Below are 20,698 nucleotides of genomic sequence, written 5' to 3'. Positions count from 1 at the left end.
TGCGTAATTCCTCAGAGCCTGACAAGCGACGAGGTGATCGCCGCGCGGTGCGGTGCATCACTTAGGTAGACCTAAGTAGCCACGTGGGGTGACCTGCGGAAACGATCTTTGATCGATCAAAATACGGCGCCCCTGCCCAGAAATCCCCTGGCGCCCCAGAAGCCGCTCGCGGACACTGCCGTCCATGCCCGCACCTCAACCGACCGGTCCGCTCGTCACCCGCGCCTCCCTCGCCACGGATCTGCGCGCGCTCGGGGTCGAATCCGGCGAAACCCTCTTGGTGCACACCTCCCTCAGCAGCCTCGGATGGGTCAACGGCGGCCCGGTCGCCGTCGTCCACGCCCTCCTCGACGCCGTCGGCCCGGACGGCACCCTCGCGGTGCCCACCCAGACCGGCGACCTGACCGATCCCGAGGGCTGGGGCAACCCGCCGATCCCGCGCGAGTGGTGGGAGACGGTCCGCGCCACGATGCCCGGCTACGACCCGGCGACCTCCCCCAGCCGGGGCGTCGGCGTGCTCCCCGAGACCCTGCGCACCTGGCCCGGCGCCCTGCGCAGCGCGCACCCCCACACCTCTTTCGCGGCCCTGGGCCCACGCGCGGCCCGCATCGTCGACGGCCACGCCCCCGACTGCCGGCTCGGCGAACGCAGCCCGCTCGCCCGTCTGGAGGAACTCGGCGCCCGCGTGCTCCTCCTCGGTGCCGGTTACGACGCCTGCACGAGCTTCCACCTCGCCGAGTACCGCATCCCGTTCCAGCTGGAGGACGCCGGCCGCCCGGGCCCCGCGGGCTGGCACCCGGTCACCGAGGTGGCCATCACCGCCGACCGCTTCGACGAACTCGGCGCCGCCTTCGAACACGACAGCCCGGTCGTCCGGGGCCGGGTCGGCGCGGCCGACACCCGCCTCTTCTCCCTGGCCGACGCGGTGGCATACGCCCAGAAGTGGCTGCCCGCGCACCGTCCGCAGGCCGGGTGACCGCACCGCCGCGCTCCCCGAGCAGCAGCCCTCACTGTCGTCCATTCGGCACCCCTCTCCCCACCGGTCGGCCGTTCCGACCGGCTCCGTAGACTCGCCCGCATGAGTAACGACCCCGTCGTGGAGGCCGTCGGCCTCGTCAAGCGGTACGGCGGCAAGACCGCCGTCGACGGCCTCGACCTCGCGGTCACCGCAGGCCTCGTCACCGCGGTCCTCGGCCCCAACGGCGCGGGCAAGACCACCACCATCGAGGCCTGCGAGGGCTATCGGAGGCCGGATTCCGGCACCGTCCGCGTCCTCGGCCTCGACCCGGTGCGGGACGCGGCGAAGCTGCGCCCGCGGATCGGCGTGATGCTCCAGTCCGGCGGCGTCTACTCGGGCGCCCGCGCCGACGAGATGCTCCGCCACATCGCGAAGCTGCACGCCCACCCGCTCGATGTGAACGCCCTCATCGAGCGACTGGGCCTCGGCAGTTGCGGACGCACCACCTACCGCCGGCTCTCCGGCGGCCAGCAGCAGCGCCTGGCGCTCGCGATGGCCGTGGTCGGCCGGCCCGAACTGGTCTTCCTCGACGAACCGACCGCAGGACTCGACCCGCAGGCGCGCCGCGCCACCTGGGACCTGGTCCGGGATCTGCGCGCCGACGGCGTCTCGGTGATCCTGACCACGCACTACATGGACGAGGCGGAGCAGCTCTCCGACGACGTCGCGATCGTCGACGCCGGGAAGGTCATCGCGCACGATTCCCCGGAACAGCTGTGCCGGGGCGGCGCCGAGAACACGCTCCGCTTCAGCGGCCGTCCGGCCCTCGACGTCGGCTCCCTGCTCAAGGCCCTGCCCCCCGACTCCGCGGCCGCCGAGCTGACCCCCGGCTCCTACCGCGTCAGCGGCACGGTCGACCCGCAGCTCCTGGCGACGGTCACCTCCTGGTGCGCCCAGCACGGCGTGATGCCGGACAAGATCTCCGTCGAGCGGCACACCCTCGAAGACGTATTCCTGGAACTGACCGGCAAGGAGCTGCGCGGATGAGCGCCGGTACGTACGCACCGAACCCAGGAGCCGCGCCGCTCCCCCGCATGATCGCCGCGCAGGCCGTGCTCGAGACCAAGATGCTGCTGCGCAACGGCGAGCAACTCCTGCTGACGGTCGTCATCCCCACCCTCCTGCTCGTCCTGTTCTCCTCGGTCGACATCGTGGACACGGGCTCCGGCAAGGCGGTCGACTTCCTCGCCCCGGGCATCCTGGCCCTGGCCGTGATGTCCACGGCCTTCACCGGGCAGGCCATCGCGACGGGCTTCGAGCGCCGGTACGGCGTGCTCAAGCGACTGGGCGCCTCTCCGCTGCCGCGCTGGGGGCTGATGGCCGCCAAGACGCTCTCCGTGCTCGTCACGGAAGTGCTGCAGGTGATCCTGCTGACCGTGATCGCCCTCGCTCTCGGCTGGTCGCCGCACGGGAACCCGCTCGCCGTCGCGGCTCTGCTCGTCCTCGGCACGGCGGCCTTCTCCGGGCTCGGTCTGCTGATGGCCGGCACACTCAAGGCGGAGGCCACGCTCGCCGCCGCCAACCTCGTCTTCCTGCTGCTGCTCGTCGGCGGCGGGGTCATCGTGCCGCTCGACAAGTTCCCCGACGCGGCGCAGTCCGTGCTCGGTCTCCTGCCCATCTCGGCGCTCTCCGACGGTCTGCGGGACGTGCTCCAGCACGGGGCGTCGATGCCCTGGGGCGACCTCGGCATCCTCGCCGTCTGGGCGGTCGTGGGGCTCGGCGCGGCGGGCCGGTTCTTCCGCTGGGAGTGATCCGGCGGGTGACCGGTATCGCTCCGTGTCACCCGACATGCCGTCGGCGTGACGTAACTCCCGTCACAGATTCCGCAGTTACGTCCCCCTCGTGAAGCCGCGCACAAGCGGCCCCCTACGATGGGCCCGTGCCAAACCTGACCCGCGCCGACGCCGTACAGGCGGTGCGCAACCCGCTCGCCTTCATCGCCGAACGCTGGACCCCCACCCCGCGGACCGTCCAGCGCGCGGCCCTCTCCGCCGTCGTCATGACGGTGGTCATCGTCGTCACCGGCGGCGCGGTGCGCCTGACCGGGTCGGGCCTCGGCTGCCCGACCTGGCCCAAGTGCACCGACCAGTCGCTGACCGCGACGAGCGAGATGGGCTTCCACGGAGCCATCGAGTTCGGCAACCGCATGCTCACCTATGTGCTGTGTGCCGCGGTCGGCTGGGCGATCATCGCCGCCCGCTCGCAGAAGCCGTGGCGCCGGTCGCTGACCCGGCTCGGCTGGACGCAGTTCTGGGTCGTCATGGGCAACGCGGTGCTGGGCGGCATCGTCGTCCTGGTCGGCCTGAACCCGTACACGGTCGCGGCCCACTTCGTGCTGACCACCGCGCTGCTCACGGTGGCCGTGCTGATGTGGCAGCGCACCCGCGAGGGCGACGCGGAGCCCCGCCCGCTGGTCGGGCAGGCCATCAAGCAGTTGGTCTGGTTCCTGGTCGCGGCGGCCGCCCTGCTCATCCTCGTCGGCACGGTGGTGACCGGTGCGGGGCCGCACGCCGGCGACTCCAGCGATGTCCCGCGGATGCCGCTGGACTGGGAGACGGTCAGCAAACTGCACGCGGTGCTGGCCTGGATCGTGGTGACGCTGACCTTCGCCCTGTGGTTCGTCCTCAAGGCCGTCGACGCCCCCAAGGGGCCCCTGAACCGCACCCGTGATCTGTTCCTGATCCTCCTGGCCCAGGGCGTCATCGGCTACGTCCAGTACTTCACCGACCTCCCCGAGGTGCTGGTCGCCCTGCACATGCTGGGCTCGGCACTGGTCTGGATCGGGGTGCTGCGGGTGGTCCTGTCGCTGCGCGAGCGCCCGGAGACAACGGCGGGCGTACCGGCCCAGGCGGGCTCGGAGCTGTCGGCGGTCTGACGCCGTCCGCCCGGCCTCCGTCGAGCACCTCGCGGCCTCCGGAGGGAACGTCTCACCCTCCATCGAGGACCTCCATGAGGCGGGCCGCGTAGGCGCGCGGGTGCGTGGTGTTCCCGTTGTGCCCGCCGGGGAACTCCCGCGCCTCGACTCCCCGTATCCGGGCGAGCTCCAGGGCGCACCGCCGGTCGAAGACCTCGGGAGCCGTGGCCCGGCCGACCGCCGGCACGATCCGCACCGCGGAGCGGGCGAGCAGGTCGGCATCCAGCTCCGCCTGGACGACCGCGGTGAACTCCTTCTCGATGAAGAACCCGAAGTTCGCCTCGCGCTGCGGGGTGAGCGGCATCGGCGTGAGGTGCGGCTCGGTCTCCTGGTGCGCCGGGTCGATACCGAGCACGCGCGCCATCTCCGGGAAGGCCGCCGACAGGCCCCGCTCGCGGTAGAGCTGCTGCAGGGCGAGCAGTTCCCGCACGTGTGCGGGGCGGCGGTCGGCGGGGAGCAGGGCCGGTGACACGGGCTCGTGCGCGACGAGGGTGGCCAGCTGCTCCGGATGGCGCAGCGCCAGATGCAGCCCGATGGAGGCACCCATGCTGCAGCCCAGCATCAGCGCGGGCCGGTCGGTCAGCTCGGCCAGCAGCTTGTGCACGTCGTCGGCGTGCTGGGTCAGGCGCACGCTTCTGTCCGGTGCCGCGCGTTCGCTGCGGGACAGGCCCCTGCGGTCGTACGTCACCACGGTGTAGCGGTCGGTGAGCCGGCCGACCAGATCGACACTGCGGCCTGCGTCCCCCTCTCCGCTCTGCGCGATGAGCAGCAGCGGACCACTCCCCCGGACCTCGTAGTACAGCGTGGCGCCCTCGACGGTGAGAAACATCGGATCCCCCAGGTGACATCTGCCGGTCGGCCCCCTCGCCGCCGCACACCCTCACCATAGTCCATCTATTTCGATGCATCAAGATAGATTCATCAGGACAGATTCATCGAGATGGATTCATCTGGATCGATGCAGTCTCGGTGTAACCTCCGGGCATGAGCGCCTCCCTCAGCCCCGTCGAACTGTTCCTGCTCGGCCGCACGCTGATGAAGATCGGCGAGGAGGCGCTGCCCGAGCCGGCTCTCGGCGCGGGCCCGTTCCGCGGTGGCAGCCGGGCGATCCTGGTGGTGCTCAGCGACGTCTACGCCCACGACAGCACGTCCGTCGGCGCCATCGCCTCCCGCACCGGCCTGCCCCAGAGCCAGGTCTCCGGTGCCGTCGCCCGGCTCAGGGAAACCGGGTCCGTCGTGACCGCGCCCGACCCAGACGACGGCAGGCGTCAGCTGATCCGGCAGGCCACCGAGGCCTCGGGGCGGGTCGCCGAGGTGCGCGCCGCCGGGATCAACGAGGCGCTGGCCACCGCGCTCGGCACCGACGACCCGGACCGGCTGCGCGAGGTCGGCGACGCGCTGGCCGTGCTGGCCCGGCACCTCACTCCGGAGTCGGTCAGCCGTCTGCGTCCGTGACCCCGAGCCCGTACACCCGTTGCGCGGTCCCCGACGCGATCATCCCGGCGACCCGCTGAGCGTCGTGGAGCGACCACGCCCCGTCGGCCACCCACTCGCCGAGCACCCGCCCCAGCGCCTCGCGGAACAGCCGGGCGCCGACCACGTGCAGTTCGGGCAGACCGCTTGCACCGGTGGAGAAGAGGAGCTTGCCGAACGGGGCGAGTTCCAGGATCTCCGCCAGCACCGCCCCGGCCCGGGCTCCGGTACGCGCGAGGGCCGGTCCGAGGTCCGCGTACACATGCGGGAAGATCCCCGCCAGATGGGCGGCGTGCCGGTGGTACGGGTAGCCGTGGAGCAGCACGAGATCGGTGCCGAGGCCCGCGGTGGCCCGGGCGAAGTCGGCGAGCAGCACCGGGTCCGTGCGGTCGATGCGCAGTCCGGGTTCGCCGAGCCCGGCATGGAGCTGGAGGGGCCGGCCGGAGGCGACCGCGATCCACAGCAGATGGCGCAGCAGCACGGGATCGGTCACCGGGCCGCCCACCGTGCGATCCGCCAGCCAGCGCCCGGCCGCTCCGCGCACCTCGCCCGGTCCCGGCGGCTGCGGCGCGAGCGCGAGGCCGTGCCGCACCCCGGCGACCGAGGTGAACGCGACGGCGCCGACGGCCGCGGCATGCACCGATTCGGCGAGGTTCGCGAGGAAGGACTCGACGGTTCCGGAGGTGTCCGCGACCTGTTCGGCCAGTAGTTCGAGGCGGACGATCTCGTGGGCCTCGGCCTCCGCGGCCGACGCCATCTCGGGCGGGCCCGTCAGATCGTCGGGCAGCCCCGTGTCCATGAGGTACGTCGTGATGCCGCTGCCGCGCAGCAGCCGCCGCCCCGCTTCCAGGACGCCGAGCTCGCGGCGCCTGGCCAGATAGCGGGCGGGCGGGCAGTGGGGTTCCAGACCGAGCAGGGGCGGGCACCAGCGGCGTACCGCGAAACCGGTCTGGGTGTCGAAGAAGGTGGTGCCGGGCGCGGGCGGCCCCACGCCCCGGCCGAGGTGGGCCTCGAACGTGCCGAGGCCCAGCTCCGTACGCAGCACCCCGTGGCAGTACTGGTCCACGAGGGACGGCGTTTCGATCATCCGGGGCTCCCCGTATATGGACCGTGCTCCTACAGTCCTAACGGGTGACAGGGCACCTGGTGTTGCTCAACCTTGCGTCGCACACCTGCACCCATGGCCGCCCAAAAGCCCGGGTCAGCCGCCGAGCTGAATGCCCGCCATGCGCTTCCACTCGTACGGGCCGGTCTCGACCTTGGCCGCGAAGTCGCCGTCGAAGTCCTCGTGGAGGGTGATCCCGGACTTCTCGACGGCCTTCTGGGCGATCTCGTACGTCCGCGCGACCAGGTCGCCCCAGCCGCCGTCCTCGCCGACGAGAACGATGCGGGTCCCGCGCTCGCCGATGTACGCGAGCTGCCCCTCGGCGCCGCCGTGGGCCTTGGCGAACACGCCGATCTGCCGGGCCAGCTTGGCCGCCCGACGCTCGTCCTTCGCCGCCCGACCGGGTGCCTCAACCTCTTGAGTCTCTGCCATGGACAGGATGCTACCGACGAGTAGGGAAACAAGCGATGGGTGGGGTGCGTGGCCTGGGCCACGCACCCCACCCATCGGACGAGTGTCGGAGACTGATCAGCGCAGGAACGGGTCCACGGCCACCGCCACGAAGAGCAGCGACACGTAGGTGATGGACCAGTGGAACAGGCGCATCTCCTTGAGCTTGCCGCCCGTGACCTCGGCCTTGGCGCGGTTCTGCAGACCGTGCGCCTCCCACAGCCAGAAGCCGCCCGCGAGCAGTGCGACCACGGTGTAGAACCAGCCGGTGTAGCCGAGCGGCGTGAGCAGCAGCGAGACCGCCACCATCACCCAGCTGTAGATGACGATCTGCTTCGCGACCACCTTGTTGGAGGCGATGACCGGGAGCATCGGTACGCCCACGCGCGCGTAGTCGTCCTTCACCTTCATGGACAGCGGCCAGTAGTGCGGCGGCGTCCAGAAGAACATCACCAGGAAGAGGATGACCGGCGCCCACGACATCGAGTTGGTCACCGAGGACCAGCCGATGAGCACGGGCAGGCAGCCGGCGATGCCGCCCCACACGATGTTCTGCGACGTCCGCCGCTTCAGGATCATCGTGTAGACGACCACATAGAAGAGCAGGGCGCCGAGCGACAGCCAGGCCGACAGCCAGTTCACGGCGAAACCGAACAGCAGTGTGGAGATCACCGCGAGAGAGATGCCGAAGACAAGGCACTCGTTCGGGCTCACCATTCCGGTGACCAGCGGCCGCTGCGACGTGCGCTCCATGAGAGCGTCGATGTCGCGGTCGTACCACATGTTCAGCGCGTTGGCACCGCCCGCCGACAGGTAGCCGCCGAGGCAGGTGACGAGCACCAGCTTCAGGTTCGGCACACCCTGCTCGGCGAGGAACATCACCGGAACCGTGGTGATGAGCAGCAGCTCGATGATCCGCGGCTTGGTCAGCGCCACGAACGCCTTGACTCGGGCCCCGAACGGCCGCTGGCTCCGGTTGCTGCTGCTCGTCAGCGCTCCCGCTGGACGGGATTCGACGGCCGTCACGCACACCCCTGACAGAGACTCCAGCGAGCCGCCGAAGAAGACCACTTGATGTGAAGTCCCGGTAAAGGCTCGCGCGTACCACGCCACTGTAGACGTTGCCTATACCTCGCCCTTCGTGGGGGTGGGGTCGTGTTGGGCAGCATGCCGCGAAGGACGCAACGCACACGCGCGCGTGCCGCACACCGTCCGTTTCGCCCCGGTCCGCAGGGGCACTCCAGATGAGCCTTCACGCCCCCGGATGAGCCCCCGGATGAGCGGGTCCGTATTCACGTGAGGAACGGCCCCGATCCCTGTCAGGAGGCGGATTCGACGGAGGCCCGGCAGTCTGGAACGAGTCGAAAAAACGCACGTTCCAGCAAGGGTAGGCTCGACAACGGCCGGTGAGACCGACATCACCGGCATTAGCCATGTGGAGAGGAGCCCTGACTCAGGGTGAGTACCAAGCCGACCACCACAGACCTCGAGTGGACCGATGTGGACCAGCGGGCGGTGGACACCGCCCGGGTCCTGGCCGCCGATGCCGTACAGAAGGTCGGTAACGGCCATCCCGGTACGGCGATGAGCCTGGCCCCGGTCGCGTACACCCTCTTCCAGAAGGTGATGCGACACGACCCGGCGGACGCCGACTGGGTCGGGCGCGACCGTTTCGTGCTGTCCGCGGGCCACTCGTCCCTGACCCTCTACATCCAGCTCTACCTGGCCGGTTTCGGCCTGGAGCTGGACGACCTGAAGGCGTTCCGCACCTGGGGCTCCAAGACCCCCGGGCACCCGGAGTACGGCCACACCACGGGCGTGGAGACCACCACGGGCCCGCTCGGCCAGGGTGTCGCCAACGCGGTGGGCATGGCGATGGCCTCCCGCTACGAGCGCGGCCTGTTCGACCCGGAGGCCGCCGCCGGCACCTCCCCGTTCGACCACTTCATCTACGCCATCGCCGGTGACGGCTGCCTTCAGGAGGGCATCTCCTCCGAGGCGTCGTCGATGGCCGGGCACCAGAAGCTCGGCAACCTGATCCTGCTGTGGGACGACAACCACATCTCGATCGAGGGCGACACCGAGACGGCCGTCTCCGAGGACACCTGCAAGCGCTACGAGGCGTACGGCTGGCACGTGCAGCGCGTCGCCCCGAAGCCGGACGGCGACCTGGACCACGAGGCGATCTACAACGCCATCGAGGCGGCCAAGAAGGTCACGGACAAGCCGTCCTTCATCGCCATGCGCTCGATCATCGCCTGGCCCGCCCCGAACGCGCAGAACACCGAGGCAGCCCACGGCTCGGCGCTCGGCGACGACGAGGTGGCCGCCACCAAGCGCGTCCTGGGCTTCGACCCGGAGAAGAACTTCTTCGTCTCCGACGAGGTCATCGGTCACACGCGCAAGGCCCTCGACCGCGGCGCCCAGGCCAAGGCCGAGTGGGAGAAGTCGTTCCAGGAGTGGCGCACCGCCAACGCGGAGCGCGCCGCCGAGTTCGACCGCATCAACGCGGGCGAGCTGCCGGCCGGCTGGGAGCAGAGCATCCCGGTCTTCGAGACGGGCAAGGCCGTCGCCACGCGCGCCGCGTCCGGCAAGGTCCTCCAGGCGCTCGGCCCGATCGTGCCCGAGCTGTGGGGCGGCTCCGCCGACCTCGCCGGCTCGAACAACACGACGATCGACAAGACGTCGTCCTTCCTCCCGGCGGGCAACCCGCTGCCGGAGGCGGACCCGTACGGCCGCACGATCCACTTCGGCATCCGCGAGCACTCCATGGCCGCGGAGATGAACGGCATCGCGCTGCACGGCCACACCCGCATCTACGGGGGAACGTTCCTGACGTTCTCCGACTACATGCGCAACGCCGTCCGGCTGTCGGCCCTGATGCACCTGCCCGTCACGTACGTGTGGACGCACGACTCCATCGGCCTCGGTGAGGACGGCCCGACGCACCAGCCGGTCGAGCACCTGGCCTCGCTGCGCGCCATCCCCGGGCTGCACGTGGTCCGCCCCGCGGACGCCAACGAGACGGCGATCGCCTGGCGCGAGATCCTCAAGCGCGGCAAGAAGGACTACGGCAAGAGCGCCCCGCACGGCCTGTCGCTGACCCGTCAGGGCGTGCCGACGTACGAGCCGAACGAGGACACCGTCAAGGGCGGCTACGTGCTCGTCGAGGCGTCCAAGGCGACGCCCGACCTGATCCTGATCGCCACCGGTTCCGAGGTGCAGCTGGCCGTCGAGGCCCGCGAGACGCTGGAGGCCGAGGGTGTCGCCACGCGCGTGGTGTCGATGCCGTGCGTCGAGTGGTTCGAGGAGCAGGACCAGGGGTACCGGGAGAGCGTCCTGCCGTCCGCGGTCAAGGCCCGGGTCTCGGTCGAGGCCGGTATCGGTCTGACGTGGCACAAGTACGTCGGTGACGCGGGCCGCATCGTCTCGCTGGAGCACTACGGTGCCTCCGCCGACGGCAAGGTCCTCTTCAAGGAGTTCGGTTTCACCGCCGAGAACGTGGTGGCCAAGGCGCGGGAATCCCTCGCCGCGGCTCAGCGCTGACGCCCGTACACGACGACATAGGAGATGCAATTTCCATGACAGACGCACTGAAGCGCCTCTCCGAGGAGGGCGTCGCGATCTGGCTGGACGACCTGTCGCGCAAGCGGATCACGTCCGGCAATCTCGCCGAACTGATCGACCAGCAGCACGTCGTGGGCGTCACCACCAATCCGTCGATCTTCCAGAAGGCGATCTCGGAGGGCGACGGTTACGACCAGCAGCTGGCCGACCTCGCGGCCCGCAAGGTGACCGTCGAGGAAGCGATCCGCATGATCACGACGGCGGACGTCCGCGACGCCGCCGACATCCTGCGCCCGGTCTTCGACGCGACCGGCGGCCAGGACGGCCGGGTCTCCATCGAGGTCGACCCGCGCCTCGCGCACAACACCAAGGCGACGGTCGCCGAGGCCAAGCAGCTCGCGTGGCTGGTGGACCGGCCGAACACGCTCATCAAGATCCCGGCGACGAAGGCCGGTCTGCCGGCCATCACCGAGGTCATCGGCAAGGGCATCAGCGTCAACGTCACGCTGATCTTCTCGCTCGAGCGCTACCGCGAGGTCATGGACGCCTACCTGGCCGGTCTGGAGAAGGCGAAGGCCGCGGGCCTGGACCTGTCCAAGATCCACTCGGTGGCGTCCTTCTTCGTGTCCCGCGTGGACACCGAGATCGACAAGCGGATCGACGCCCTGGGCACCGACGAGGCGAAGGCCGCTCGCGGCAAGGCCGGTCTGGCCAACGCGCGTCTGGCGTACGAGGCGTTCGAGGAGGTCTTCAGCGGTGACCGCTGGGCCGCCCTGGACAAGGCGCAGGCCAACAAGCAGCGTCCGCTGTGGGCCTCGACCGGTGTGAAGGACAAGGCGTACAAGGACACCCTGTACGTCGACGACCTGGTCGCCCCGGGCACGGTGAACACCATGCCGGAGGCCACCCTGGAGGCCGCGGCCGACCACGGGCAGATCACCGGCAACACCATCGCGGGCACGTACGCCGCGTCCCGCCAGGAGATCGAGGCCGTCGAGAAGCTCGGCATCTCGTACGACGAGGTGGTCCAGCTCCTCGAGGACGAGGGCGTCGAGAAGTTCGAGGCGGCCTGGAACGACCTGCTCAAGTCGACCGAGGCGGAGCTCAAGCGCCTCGCCCCTTCGGAGGGCTGATCCCTTGACCGCACACGGAGCGAACCGCAATCCGCTCCGTGACGCCGCAGACCGACGGCTCCCGCGCATCGCGGGTCCGTCGGGTCTGGTGATCTTCGGCGTTACGGGTGATTTGTCACGTAAAAAGCTGATGCCTGCCGTTTACGACCTCGCCAACCGGGGCCTGCTTCCCCCGGGCTTCTCGCTGATCGGGTTCGCCCGCCGCGACTGGGAGGACGAGGACTTCGCCCAAGTCGTGCACGACGCGGTCAAGGAGCACTCCCGCACCCCCTTCCGCGAAGAGGTCTGGCAGCAGCTCATTCAGGGCATGCGCTTCGTCCAGGGCAACTTCGACGACGACGACGCCTTCGAGAACCTCAAGGCGACGATCAACGACCTCGACAAGTCGCAGGGCACGGGCGGGAACTTCGCGTTCTACCTCTCCGTACCCCCCAAGTTCTTCCCGCTGGTCGTCAAGCAGCTCAAGGAGCACGGGCTCGCGGACGCGCCCGAGGGCTCGTGGCGCAGAGCCGTCATCGAGAAGCCCTTCGGCCACGACCTCGCCTCCGCGCAGGACCTGAACGCGATCGTGCACGAGGTGTTCGACCCGGACCAGGTGTTCCGGATCGACCACTACCTCGGCAAGGAGACCGTCCAGAACATCCTGGCGCTGCGCTTCGCCAACCAGATGTTCGAGCCGATCTGGAACCGGTCGTACGTGGACCACGTGCAGATCACCATGGCCGAGGACATCGGCATCGGTGGTCGCGCTGGGTACTACGACGGCATCGGCGCCGCCCGTGACGTCATCCAGAACCACCTGCTCCAGCTGATGGCGCTGACCGCCATGGAGGAGCCCGCCTCCTTCGAGGCGAACGCGCTCGTCGCGGAGAAGGCCAAGGTGCTCGGCGCGATCAGGCTGCCGAAGGACCTCGGCAAGGACACGGTGCGCGGCCAGTACGCCGCCGGGTGGCAGGGCGGCGAGAAGGCCGTCGGCTACCTCCAGGAAGACGGCATCGACCCACAGTCGAAGACCGACACCTACGCGGCCGTGAAGCTGGAGATCGACAACCGCCGCTGGGCGGGCGTGCCCTTCTACCTGCGGACCGGCAAGCGGCTCGGCCGGCGCGTCACCGAGATCGCCGTCGTCTTCCAGCGCGCCCCGCACTCCCCCTTCGACCACACGGCGACGGAGGAGCTGGGCCAGAACGCGATCGTGATCCGCGTCCAGCCGGATGAGGGCATCACGGTCCGCTTCGGCTCCAAGGTGCCGGGCACGTCGATGGAGATCCGGGACGTCTCGATGGACTTCGCCTACGGCGAGTCGTTCACCGAGTCGAGCCCGGAGGCGTACGAGCGGCTGATCCTGGACGTCCTCCTGGGCGACTCGAACCTCTTCCCGCGCACGGAGGAGGTCGAGCTGTCCTGGAACATCCTCGACCCGATCGAGCAGTACTGGGACACGCACGGCAAGCCCGCGCAGTACCCGTCCGGCACGTGGGGGCCCGCCGAGGCGGACGACATGCTCGCACGAGACGGACGGAGCTGGCGGCGCCCATGAAGATCGACCTGACGGACACCACGTCCAGCAAGATCAACAAAGCCCTGGTGCAGGGCCGTCGTGCCATCGGCACCCCGGCCGTCGGCATGGTGCTCACCCTCGTCATCGTCACCGACGAGGAGAACGCCTACGACGCGCTGAAGGCGGCCAACGAGGCCTCGCGCGAGCACCCTTCGCGCACCCTCGTGGTCATCAAGCGCGTCTCCCGCTCCCCGCGCGACCGCACGAAGTCGCGGCTCGACGCCGAGGTGCGGGTCGGCGCGGAGGCGGGCACCGGCGAGACCGTGATGCTCCGGCTGTACGGCGAGGTCGTGAACCACGCCCAGTCGGTCGTCCTGCCGCTGCTCCTCCCCGACGCCCCGACAGTCGTCTGGTGGCCCGTGGACGCCCCTCTGGACCCCGCGAACGACCCGCTGGGCGCCCTGGCCCAGCGGCGCGTCACGGACACGTACGCGGCCGAGCAGCCGGTCCACGAGCTGGAGGCCCGCGCGGCGTCCTACTCCCCCGGCGACACCGACCTGTCCTGGACCCGGATCACGCCGTGGCGCTCCATGCTCGCGGCGGCCCTGGACCAGGTCACGACCGACGTCACGTCGGTGGAGGTCGAGGGCGAGGAGTTCAACCCGAGCTGCGAACTGCTGGCCATGTGGCTCGCGGACCGGCTCGACGTCCCCGTCAAGCGCACGCTCTCGGCGGGCCCCGGCCTGACCGGCGTGCGCCTCGACTCCACGCACGGTCCGATCGTCCTGGACCGGGCCGACGGCACGCTGGCCACGCTCTCCATCCAGGGGCAGCCGGACCGCGCGGTCGCGCTCAAGCGGCGTGAGACGTCCGAGCTGATCGCGGAGGAGCTGCGCCGGCTGGACCCGGACGACACCTACGCGGCGGCCCTGCGCTTCGGCGTCGACCGGCTGGGCGAACCGGCGGACCAGAGCACGGTCCCCATGGACCACACGCCGGCCGAGAAGCCGGCGGAGGAGAAGGCCGAGGCGGAGTCGCGCCCCGCGCCCGTCAAGAAGGCCGCCGCGAAGAAGGCGCCCGCCAAGAAGGCGGCGGCCAAGAAAACAGCAGCCAAGAAGGCCCCTGCCAAAAAGGCTCCGGCCAAGAAAGCGGCAAGCAAGTGAGTGCAGCACCCCAACTGGTCGTCCATCGCGACAAGGAGCTGATGGCGCAGGCGGCCGCGGCCCGGCTGATCACCAAGATCGTCGACGCCCAGGCCACCTGCGGCACCGCCTCCGTCGTCCTGACGGGCGGCCGCAACGGCAACGGCCTGCTGGCCGCGCTGAGTTCGTCCCCGGCCAGGGACGCGATCGACTGGGGCCGCCTCGACCTGTGGTGGGGCGACGAGCGGTTCCTGCCGGACGGCGACCCCGAGCGCAACTACACACAGGCCAAGGAGGCGCTGCTCGACGCCGTTCCGCTCGACCCCGCGCGCGTGCACGCCATGCCCGCGTCGGACGGGCCCCACGGGGACGACGCGGACACGGCCGCCGAGGCGTACGCGGCCGAGCTGGCCGCGGCGGCCGGGCCCGAGGACCACGGGGACGTCCCCACCTTCGACGTCCTCATGCTCGGCGTCGGCCCGGACACGCACGTCGCGTCGCTCTTCCCCGAGCTTCCGGCGGTCCGTGAGACGGAGCGCACGGTGGTCGGTGTGCACGGCGCCCCGAAGCCGCCTCCCACGCGCGTGTCGCTCACGCTTCCGGCGATCCGGGCGGCGCGTGAGGTGTGGCTGCTCGCGGCGGGCGAGGACAAGGCCGAGGCGGCCGCCATCGCGCTGTCCGGCGCGGGAGAGGTCCAGGCCCCGGCGGCGGGCGCCTACGGCCGCTCGCGCACGCTGTGGCTGCTCGACGCGGCCGCGGCCTCGCAGCTTCCCCCGGAGCTGTATCCGCCGGCGGTGTCCTGACCGCTCCGACGCACTCGGGCCCCGTACGGACGCATGTGAACCCATGTGCCGGTACGGGGCCCGACGCGTTCCGGGCGGTTCCGGACCGGTCCCGAACAGTCCTGGACAGAGCCCTCAGAAGCCGCGCGTCTCCCAGCGCCCCTCCAGCTGGGACAGCAGTTCGCCCAGCCGTCCTGCGAGTTCGGCGCTCCGGTCCGGGGTGAGGCCCGCGAGCAGCGTGCGTTCGAAGGCCAGTTGCTCGGGCAGCACGGCGTCGAGGACGTCCCGGCCGGTCTCCGTCAGGCGCACATGGGCCACCCGGCGGTCCCGGTCGTCGGTGTGCCGCTCGACCAGGCCGCGTTCGGTGAGCCCGCGCAGCCGCTTGGTGACCGCGGCTCCGGAGGAGAATGTCTCCCGGGCCAGTTCACCGGGGGTGAGATCGCCGCCGGTCCTGCGCAGCGCGCCCAGCAGGTCGAACTCGGCGCGGGACAGCCCCGCCTCGCGCAGCGATGTGCTCTCCGCCTGCTGGAGGAGGGCGGCGCAGCGGTTGATCCGGCCGATCAGCTCCATGGGGCCCGTGTCCAGGTCCGGGTGGACGCCGCGCCACTGCCGGACCACGGCTGCCATGACGTCGTCGGTCATGCCCGCTGCTCCCCCGCGCCGACGAGCGGTTCGTCGCGTACGAGGCCCTGCTTTCGGACGGTCGCGGCGAGCGTGCGGTGGGCCTGCTGCTCGGTGCGCATCAGCTGCTCCTCGGGCAGGGCGCGCTGCCACCATTCGCCTGCGGCGGTGTCGGCGGCGTCCCTCAGCTCCACCAGGCTGGCGGTGAGGCGACGGCGGGCGACGGCGAGATCGGCGGCGGATCCGCCGGAGACGGCCAGGGTGCTGTCGGCGCCGACGGTGGCCCGCTCGGTGGCGGCGAGGGCCTGCTCCATCCGGCCGCCGATGCGCCGGTTGGTGATGAGAATGGCCGCGGCCAGGCCGACCACGACCCCGGCGAGGGTGTCGAGGACACGGTCGGTGACGAGCTCCGTGACCGGCCTGACATGGGCGAACTCGGTGATCAGCAGCGCCATCGGCGTGACCGAGACGGAGCCGAGCCAGTAGTTGCGGCTGATCAGCATCTCGTTGCAGAAACTGAGCACGACGCACAGGACGGCCAGGACGACGACGCTGGTGCGGGCCAGCGGGACGAGCGCGATGAAGACCAGGACGCCCAGGACGTTGCCGAGCAGGCGCTGGAGCACGCGGTGCCAGGTGAGGGTGACGTTCGCCTGGTAGATCGCGCTGGCCGAGACGATCGCCCAGTACGGGTGGCCGACACCGAGGGCCAGGCCCACGTATCCGGCGGCCGCGCAGCCGACGGCGCAGCGTGCGGCGATGGGCAGCAGCGCCGATCCGGGCCGCAAAAGAAGCGCGACGAGACGCTTGCGGCCCTGCGCGCGGCGCCCTTCGCGCTCGGCGTCGATGCCGAGCAGTTCGTCGCCGCCGCCCGGGGGCAGTGCCACCTCGGGCAGGGCGCCGCGGCCGCGTACCTGGTGGGCCCAGCCGAGCAGCTGGTCGCCGTCGCCCGCGCGGGGCGTGCCGACGAGGGCGGCTTCGGCGTGCAGCACGAGGTGTTCCAGGGTGCGCCGGGCCGGGGTGCGCTCACCGGCGGCCAGCAGGGACTGCCAGGCGCCCTGTACGGCCGCTGCGGCGGCATGCCGGGCCCGGAGGCGCCGGGTGGTGTCGTCGGTGGCCAGATAGGCCGCTGAGGCCTCCAGGGCCCGTGCGGTGGCGCGGCGCTCGGGGCCCTCGCGCCGGATCAGGGCCGGGGCCAGCGCGACGAGCGCGCCGACGATGCCCGCGCCGAAGGTCAGCAGGACGTGGAAGGGGACCTCGTGCAGCTCCTGCGGGGCGAACAGGGTGCCCGACACGACGAAGACGAGGATCACGTGACCGGGCGGGCCGATGCGGGTGGCGTCGCAGACGGCCTTCTGCACGCCGGCGATCACCGCGGCGATCGCGATCAGCGCGACGACGCTGTCGACGAGGGAGGCGCAGATCAGGGCGACGGCCATGCCCGCGGTCATGCCGATGACGACCCAGACGGTGGCCCGGACGCGCGCGCTGTAGGGCAGCTGATGCCCGTAGAGCGCGCAGAACGCTCCGGCCATGGCGTACATCGCCAGCTCGCTGCGGCCCGCTATGAGCAGCGGTACGAGGACGAGGGCGGCGGCCACGGCGACGCTGGTCGCGGGCTTGAACCAGATGTCGGACGGCCGGTTGATACGGAGTACGCCGGTCAGCGGGAGCTTGCGGACGGGGGGCTGTCTGGTGGCGGACGCGGCGTTGCTCATACCAAAAGATTAGCATGTGTTTTATCTGTAAAAGATAACGCCGAACGTCAGGCGTTGCCGCCGCTGCTCGCGCTAGCGCCCCGCCACCTGGTAGTCGGATCCGTCCTTCTCGCGGACGAGCAGGCCGTCGATGACGCAGTAGCGGCGCAGGGCGGCGGTGTCGTCGTGGACGGTGCGCAGCGCCGCGTTGACCTCGCGCTCGCTGTAGGAGCGGTCCGCGTCGAAGAGGGTGTCCGTGAGATGGACGAGGAGCTGGTGGCGGACGGCGGGGCGGACCGGGATCGCCGTCAGCCGGCCGCCGGCGAAGAAGCCGGTGAGATTGCGCGGCACCCCCGAGGCCGGCTCGGGCGCCTTGGCCCGCCGGAAGACCTCGGTCCCGGCGCGCAGCGACCCGTCGGCGTCACGCTCGACGAGCCCGGCCGCGATCAGCTTGCCCAGATGCTTGCGGGCGACCGGGGAGTCGGCCTCGCGCGGTGGCAGGTCGTCGAGCACGATGCGCGCGTACAGCCTGAGGCGCTCGGGATCGGCGAGCGCTGAGAACAACTGGTCCACGGGGGCCTCCCGGCGGGGTGACGGACGAAACCCGCAGTCTCGCCCGCCACCGGCCCCCGCGCATCCGATTAACGGCCCCGCAGCTCCCGGTACTTGGCCACGAGCGCCTTGGTCGACGCGTCGAGCCCCGGCACGTCCGCGCCCTCCGTCAGGGCGGGCTCCACGCGCTTGGCGAGCACCTTGCCGAGTTCGACGCCCCACTGGTCGAAGGAGTCGATGTTCCACACGGCGCCCTGGACGAACACCTTGTGCTCGTAGAGGGCGACGAGCTGACCGAGCACCGAAGGAGTGAGCTTCTTCGCCAGGATCGTCGTGGTCGGGTGGTTGCCCTTGAACGTCTTGTGCGGCACCAGGTCCTCGGCCACGCCCTCGGCGCGCACCTCGTCGGGCGTCTTGCCGAAGGCCAGCGCCTGCGTCTGCGCGAAGAAGTTGGCCATCAGCAGATCGTGCTGCGCGACGAGCCCGGGCAGCAGATCAGCGACCGGCTCGGCGAATCCGATGAAGTCCGCCGGGATCAGCTTCGTGCCCTGGTGGATCAACTGGTAGTACGCGTGCTGCCCGTTCGTGCCGGGCGTGCCCCACACCACCGGGCCGGTCTGCCAGGCCACCTCGTCGCCGTCGCGCTGCACGTACTTGCCGTTCGACTCCATGTCGAGCTGCTGCAGGTAGGCGGTGAATTTCGACAGGTAGTGACTGTAGGGCAGAACGGCGTGCGACTGGGCGTCGTGGAAGTTGCCGTACCAGATGCCCAACAGGCCCATCAGCAGCGGAACGTTGGACTCGGCGGGCGCGGTGCGGAAGTGCTCGTCGACGAGGTGGAACCCGTCGAGCATCTCGCGGAACGCGTCGGGGCCGATCGCGATCATCAGTGAGAGCCCGATCGCGGAGTCGTACGAGTACCGTCCGCCGACCCAGTCCCAGAACTCGAACATGTTGGCCGTGTCGATGCCGAAGTCGGCGACCTTCTCCGCGTTGGTCGACAGGGCCACGAAGTGCTTGGCGACGGCGTCCTGATCGGCCTTCAGCTCGGTGAGCAGCCAATTGCGGGCGGAGGTCGCGTTGGTGATCGTCTCGATCGTCGTGAACGTCTTCGACGCGATGATGAACAGCGTCTCCGCCGCGTCCAAGTCCCGTACGGCCTCGTGGAGATCGGCCCCGTCCACGTTGGACACGAAGCGGACCGTGAGGTCCCGGTCGGTGAAGGAGCGCAGTACCTCGTACGCCATCGCGGGTCCGAGGTCGGAGCCGCCGATACCGATGTTGACGATGTTCCTGATGCGCTTGCCGGTGTGGCCGGTCCACTCGCCGGAGCGCACCCTGTCGGCGAACGCGCTCATCTTGTCGAGGACGGCGTGCACGGCGGGCACGACGTTCTCCCCGTCGACCTCCACCACGGCGTCGCGCGGGGCCCGCAGCGCGGTGTGCAGCACGGCCCGGTCCTCGGTCGTGTTGATCTTCTCGCCGCGGAACATGGCGTCCCGCAGCCCGAAGACACCGGTCGCCGCGGCCAGCTCGCGCAACAGTCGCAGCGTCTCGTCGGTGACCAGGTGCTTGGAGTAGTCGACGTGGAGATCGCCGACCTGAAGCACATAGCCGGAGCCGCGCGCGGGATCGGCCGCGAACACCTCACGGAGCTGTACGTCGCCCAGTTGTTCCCGGTGCTTGGCGAGCGCCTGCCACTCGGGGGTCCGGTTCAGCGCTGCCTGCTTGTCGGACGCGTTCATCTCGACCTTCAGCCTTCTCTCGTACGCGCGTACGGGCGATGCCCCACTCTTGCCACCCAACCTAATTGATCAGGGTGAATCGGGCCTTTCGGCGCAACGAAATCCCGGGCGCCCGTCGACCCGCGTACGAAGGCGGGCCGGGCACCGTCCCTGGTGCCCGGCCCGGCCGGCTGATCAGATCTCGCCCCGCAGTTTCGCGAGCGCCTCGGCGAGGATGGCCTCGCCGTCGGCGTCACTGCGACGCTCCCGTACGTACGCGAGGTGCGTCTTGTACGGCTCGGTGCGCGGCGGGTCCGGCGGATTGTCCCGGTCCTGCCCCGCCGGGAATCCGCAGCGCGGACAGTCCCAGGTCTCCGGCACCTGCGCGTCGGAGGCGAAGCTCGGCTGCGTCTGGTGTCCGTTCGAACACCAGAAGGAGATGGCCAGGCGCGGCGCGGACTCGCCACGCTCGGCCTCGCCCATCGGCCCCGCCCCGACCCGACTTCCTCGGATCGCGTTGCCACTTGCCACGGTCGTAACTCCCTGCGTGATGGTGCCGCGAAGCGTGTCGGCGTCTCGCTTCGCCGCGGAGCGCCACAGTCTACGTAAGGCCCAACGCGCGTCCAGTGATTGGAGTTACATCCCCTCCACCTAGACGCAAGCCCCATGATAGGCCGCGCAGTTGAGCGCGTACCTCACATGGGGCGTTACGTGAAAATACCTGACCTGTGTGCAGTTGCGACGAGTCGCTGCGAAGGTCAGTTGTTGATCTTCATGAGAATGCCGAGCACGACGATGCACGCGAACCAGAGCAGACCGATCACGACGGTGATCCGGTCCAGGTTGCGCTCGGCGACCGAGGAGCCACCGACGGAGGACTGCATGCCGCCACCGAACATGTCGGAGAGGCCGCCGCCCTTTCCCTTGTGCATGAGCACCAGGAGCATCAGCAGCAGGCTGAAGACGATCAGGGCGATCGAGAACCCCATAACCACGGCTGGACCAACTTCCTCGGACTG

20 protein-coding genes are annotated in these 20,698 nt (G+C 70.3%); 10 read left to right on the top strand and 10 right to left on the bottom strand.

Annotated features, from left to right (window positions below; genetic code table 11):
* Positions 1-184: 184 nt before the first annotated feature.
* The 4 genes from K377_RS31215 to K377_RS31200 all read left to right on the top strand — a co-directional run bounded on the left by K377_RS31215 (position 185) and on the right by K377_RS31200 (position 3,893).
* The gene (locus K377_RS31215; RefSeq protein WP_111666935.1) at positions 185-976 is read left to right on the top strand and encodes an aminoglycoside N(3)-acetyltransferase; all 792 of its coding nucleotides are present in this window, start codon (positions 185-187) and stop codon (positions 974-976) included.
* Between the two features lie 102 nt (positions 977-1,078).
* Positions 1,079-2,005 (top strand): ABC transporter ATP-binding protein, encoded by a 927-nt coding sequence (locus tag K377_RS31210; protein WP_111666934.1) that lies wholly within the window; start codon positions 1,079-1,081, stop codon positions 2,003-2,005.
* The gene (locus tag K377_RS31205) at positions 2,002-2,769 is read left to right on the top strand and encodes an ABC transporter permease (protein WP_111666933.1); all 768 of its coding nucleotides are present in this window, start codon (positions 2,002-2,004) and stop codon (positions 2,767-2,769) included. Before K377_RS31210 ends, K377_RS31205 begins: the two co-directional genes overlap by 4 nt.
* 128 nt (positions 2,770-2,897) lie before the next feature.
* Complete coding sequence (locus K377_RS31200; protein WP_111666932.1) at positions 2,898-3,893, top strand: heme A synthase; 996 nt, start codon at positions 2,898-2,900, stop codon at positions 3,891-3,893.
* A 52-nt stretch (positions 3,894-3,945) separates the two neighbouring features.
* Here K377_RS31200 and K377_RS31195 read toward each other — a convergent pair whose 3' ends face one another.
* The gene (locus K377_RS31195) at positions 3,946-4,761 is read right to left on the bottom strand and encodes an alpha/beta fold hydrolase (RefSeq protein ID WP_111666931.1); all 816 of its coding nucleotides are present in this window, start codon (positions 4,759-4,761) and stop codon (positions 3,946-3,948) included.
* Between the two features lie 155 nt (positions 4,762-4,916).
* Between K377_RS31195 and K377_RS31190 the strand changes: the two genes are divergently transcribed.
* A complete protein-coding gene (locus K377_RS31190) occupies positions 4,917-5,387 on the top strand; it encodes a MarR family winged helix-turn-helix transcriptional regulator (RefSeq protein ID WP_111666930.1) in 471 nt (156 codons plus the stop codon).
* Here the strand turns inward: K377_RS31190 and K377_RS31185 are convergent.
* The 3 genes from K377_RS31185 to K377_RS31175 form a co-directional block, all read right to left on the bottom strand.
* A complete protein-coding gene (locus K377_RS31185; protein ID WP_111666929.1) occupies positions 5,368-6,492 on the bottom strand; it encodes an amidohydrolase family protein in 1,125 nt (374 codons plus the stop codon). The two genes, K377_RS31190 and K377_RS31185, sit on opposite strands and share 20 nt — an antisense overlap.
* 114 nt (positions 6,493-6,606) lie before the next feature.
* Positions 6,607-6,942, bottom strand: a complete 336-nt coding sequence (locus K377_RS31180; protein WP_111666928.1) for a hypothetical protein — start codon at positions 6,940-6,942, stop codon at positions 6,607-6,609.
* A gap of 96 nt (positions 6,943-7,038) precedes the next feature.
* Positions 7,039-7,953 carry a heme o synthase gene (locus K377_RS31175; protein WP_111667076.1) on the bottom strand — a complete coding sequence of 305 codons (915 nt, stop codon included), beginning with the start codon at positions 7,951-7,953 and terminating at the stop codon, positions 7,039-7,041.
* Between the two features lie 465 nt (positions 7,954-8,418).
* Between K377_RS31175 and tkt the strand changes: the two genes are divergently transcribed.
* From tkt to pgl, 5 genes are read left to right on the top strand one after another with little or no spacing between them, the layout of a single operon-like run.
* Entirely contained in the window at positions 8,419-10,506 is a 2,088-nt protein-coding gene (tkt, locus tag K377_RS31170) for a transketolase (protein ID WP_111666927.1), read from the top strand.
* Positions 10,507-10,541: 35 nt separating this feature from the next.
* On the top strand, positions 10,542-11,660 hold the full coding sequence (tal, locus tag K377_RS31165; RefSeq protein WP_111666926.1) for a transaldolase: 1,119 nt from the start codon (positions 10,542-10,544) through the stop codon (positions 11,658-11,660).
* 4 nt (positions 11,661-11,664) lie between these two features.
* Positions 11,665-13,200: a glucose-6-phosphate dehydrogenase gene (zwf, locus tag K377_RS31160; protein WP_111666925.1), complete on the top strand. Its 1,536-nt coding sequence runs from the start codon at positions 11,665-11,667 to the stop codon at positions 13,198-13,200.
* Positions 13,197-14,324: a glucose-6-phosphate dehydrogenase assembly protein OpcA gene (opcA, locus tag K377_RS31155; RefSeq protein ID WP_111666924.1), complete on the top strand. Its 1,128-nt coding sequence runs from the start codon at positions 13,197-13,199 to the stop codon at positions 14,322-14,324. The genes zwf and opcA overlap by 4 nt, the downstream gene beginning before the upstream one ends.
* Positions 14,321-15,106, top strand: coding sequence for a 6-phosphogluconolactonase (gene pgl, locus K377_RS31150; RefSeq protein WP_111666923.1), 786 nt, complete (start codon positions 14,321-14,323; stop codon positions 15,104-15,106). Before opcA ends, pgl begins: the two co-directional genes overlap by 4 nt.
* Before the next feature lie 114 nt (positions 15,107-15,220).
* Here the strand turns inward: pgl and K377_RS31145 are convergent, their stop codons facing one another.
* The 6 genes from K377_RS31145 to secG all read right to left on the bottom strand — a co-directional run bounded on the left by K377_RS31145 (position 15,221) and on the right by secG (position 20,668).
* Positions 15,221-15,727, bottom strand: coding sequence for a MarR family winged helix-turn-helix transcriptional regulator (locus tag K377_RS31145; RefSeq protein WP_237551548.1), 507 nt, complete (start codon positions 15,725-15,727; stop codon positions 15,221-15,223).
* The gene (locus K377_RS31140; protein ID WP_237551547.1) at positions 15,724-17,424 is read right to left on the bottom strand and encodes an FUSC family protein; all 1,701 of its coding nucleotides are present in this window, start codon (positions 17,422-17,424) and stop codon (positions 15,724-15,726) included. Before K377_RS31140 ends, K377_RS31145 begins: the two co-directional genes overlap by 4 nt.
* Positions 17,425-17,496: 72 nt before the next feature.
* Positions 17,497-17,976 (bottom strand): DUF2087 domain-containing protein, encoded by a 480-nt coding sequence (locus tag K377_RS42890; protein WP_375605976.1) that lies wholly within the window; start codon positions 17,974-17,976, stop codon positions 17,497-17,499.
* Between the two features lie 68 nt (positions 17,977-18,044).
* Positions 18,045-19,700, bottom strand: a complete 1,656-nt coding sequence (gene pgi, locus K377_RS31130) for a glucose-6-phosphate isomerase (protein WP_111666921.1) — start codon at positions 19,698-19,700, stop codon at positions 18,045-18,047.
* Positions 19,701-19,874: 174 nt separating this feature from the next.
* Complete coding sequence (locus tag K377_RS31125; protein WP_111666920.1) at positions 19,875-20,210, bottom strand: RNA polymerase-binding protein RbpA; 336 nt, start codon at positions 20,208-20,210, stop codon at positions 19,875-19,877.
* Positions 20,211-20,437: 227 nt separating this feature from the next.
* Positions 20,438-20,668: a preprotein translocase subunit SecG gene (gene secG, locus K377_RS31120; protein WP_111666919.1), complete on the bottom strand. Its 231-nt coding sequence runs from the start codon at positions 20,666-20,668 to the stop codon at positions 20,438-20,440.
* Between the last annotated feature and the right edge of the window lie 30 nt (positions 20,669-20,698).

The sequence above is a fragment of the Streptomyces sp. PsTaAH-137 genome (assembly GCF_003259365.1).
GTDB lineage: Bacteria > Actinomycetota > Actinomycetes > Streptomycetales > Streptomycetaceae > Streptomyces.
The sequence above is the reverse complement of the archived record's forward strand: the minus strand, read 5'-3'. Positions and strand labels throughout refer to the sequence as shown.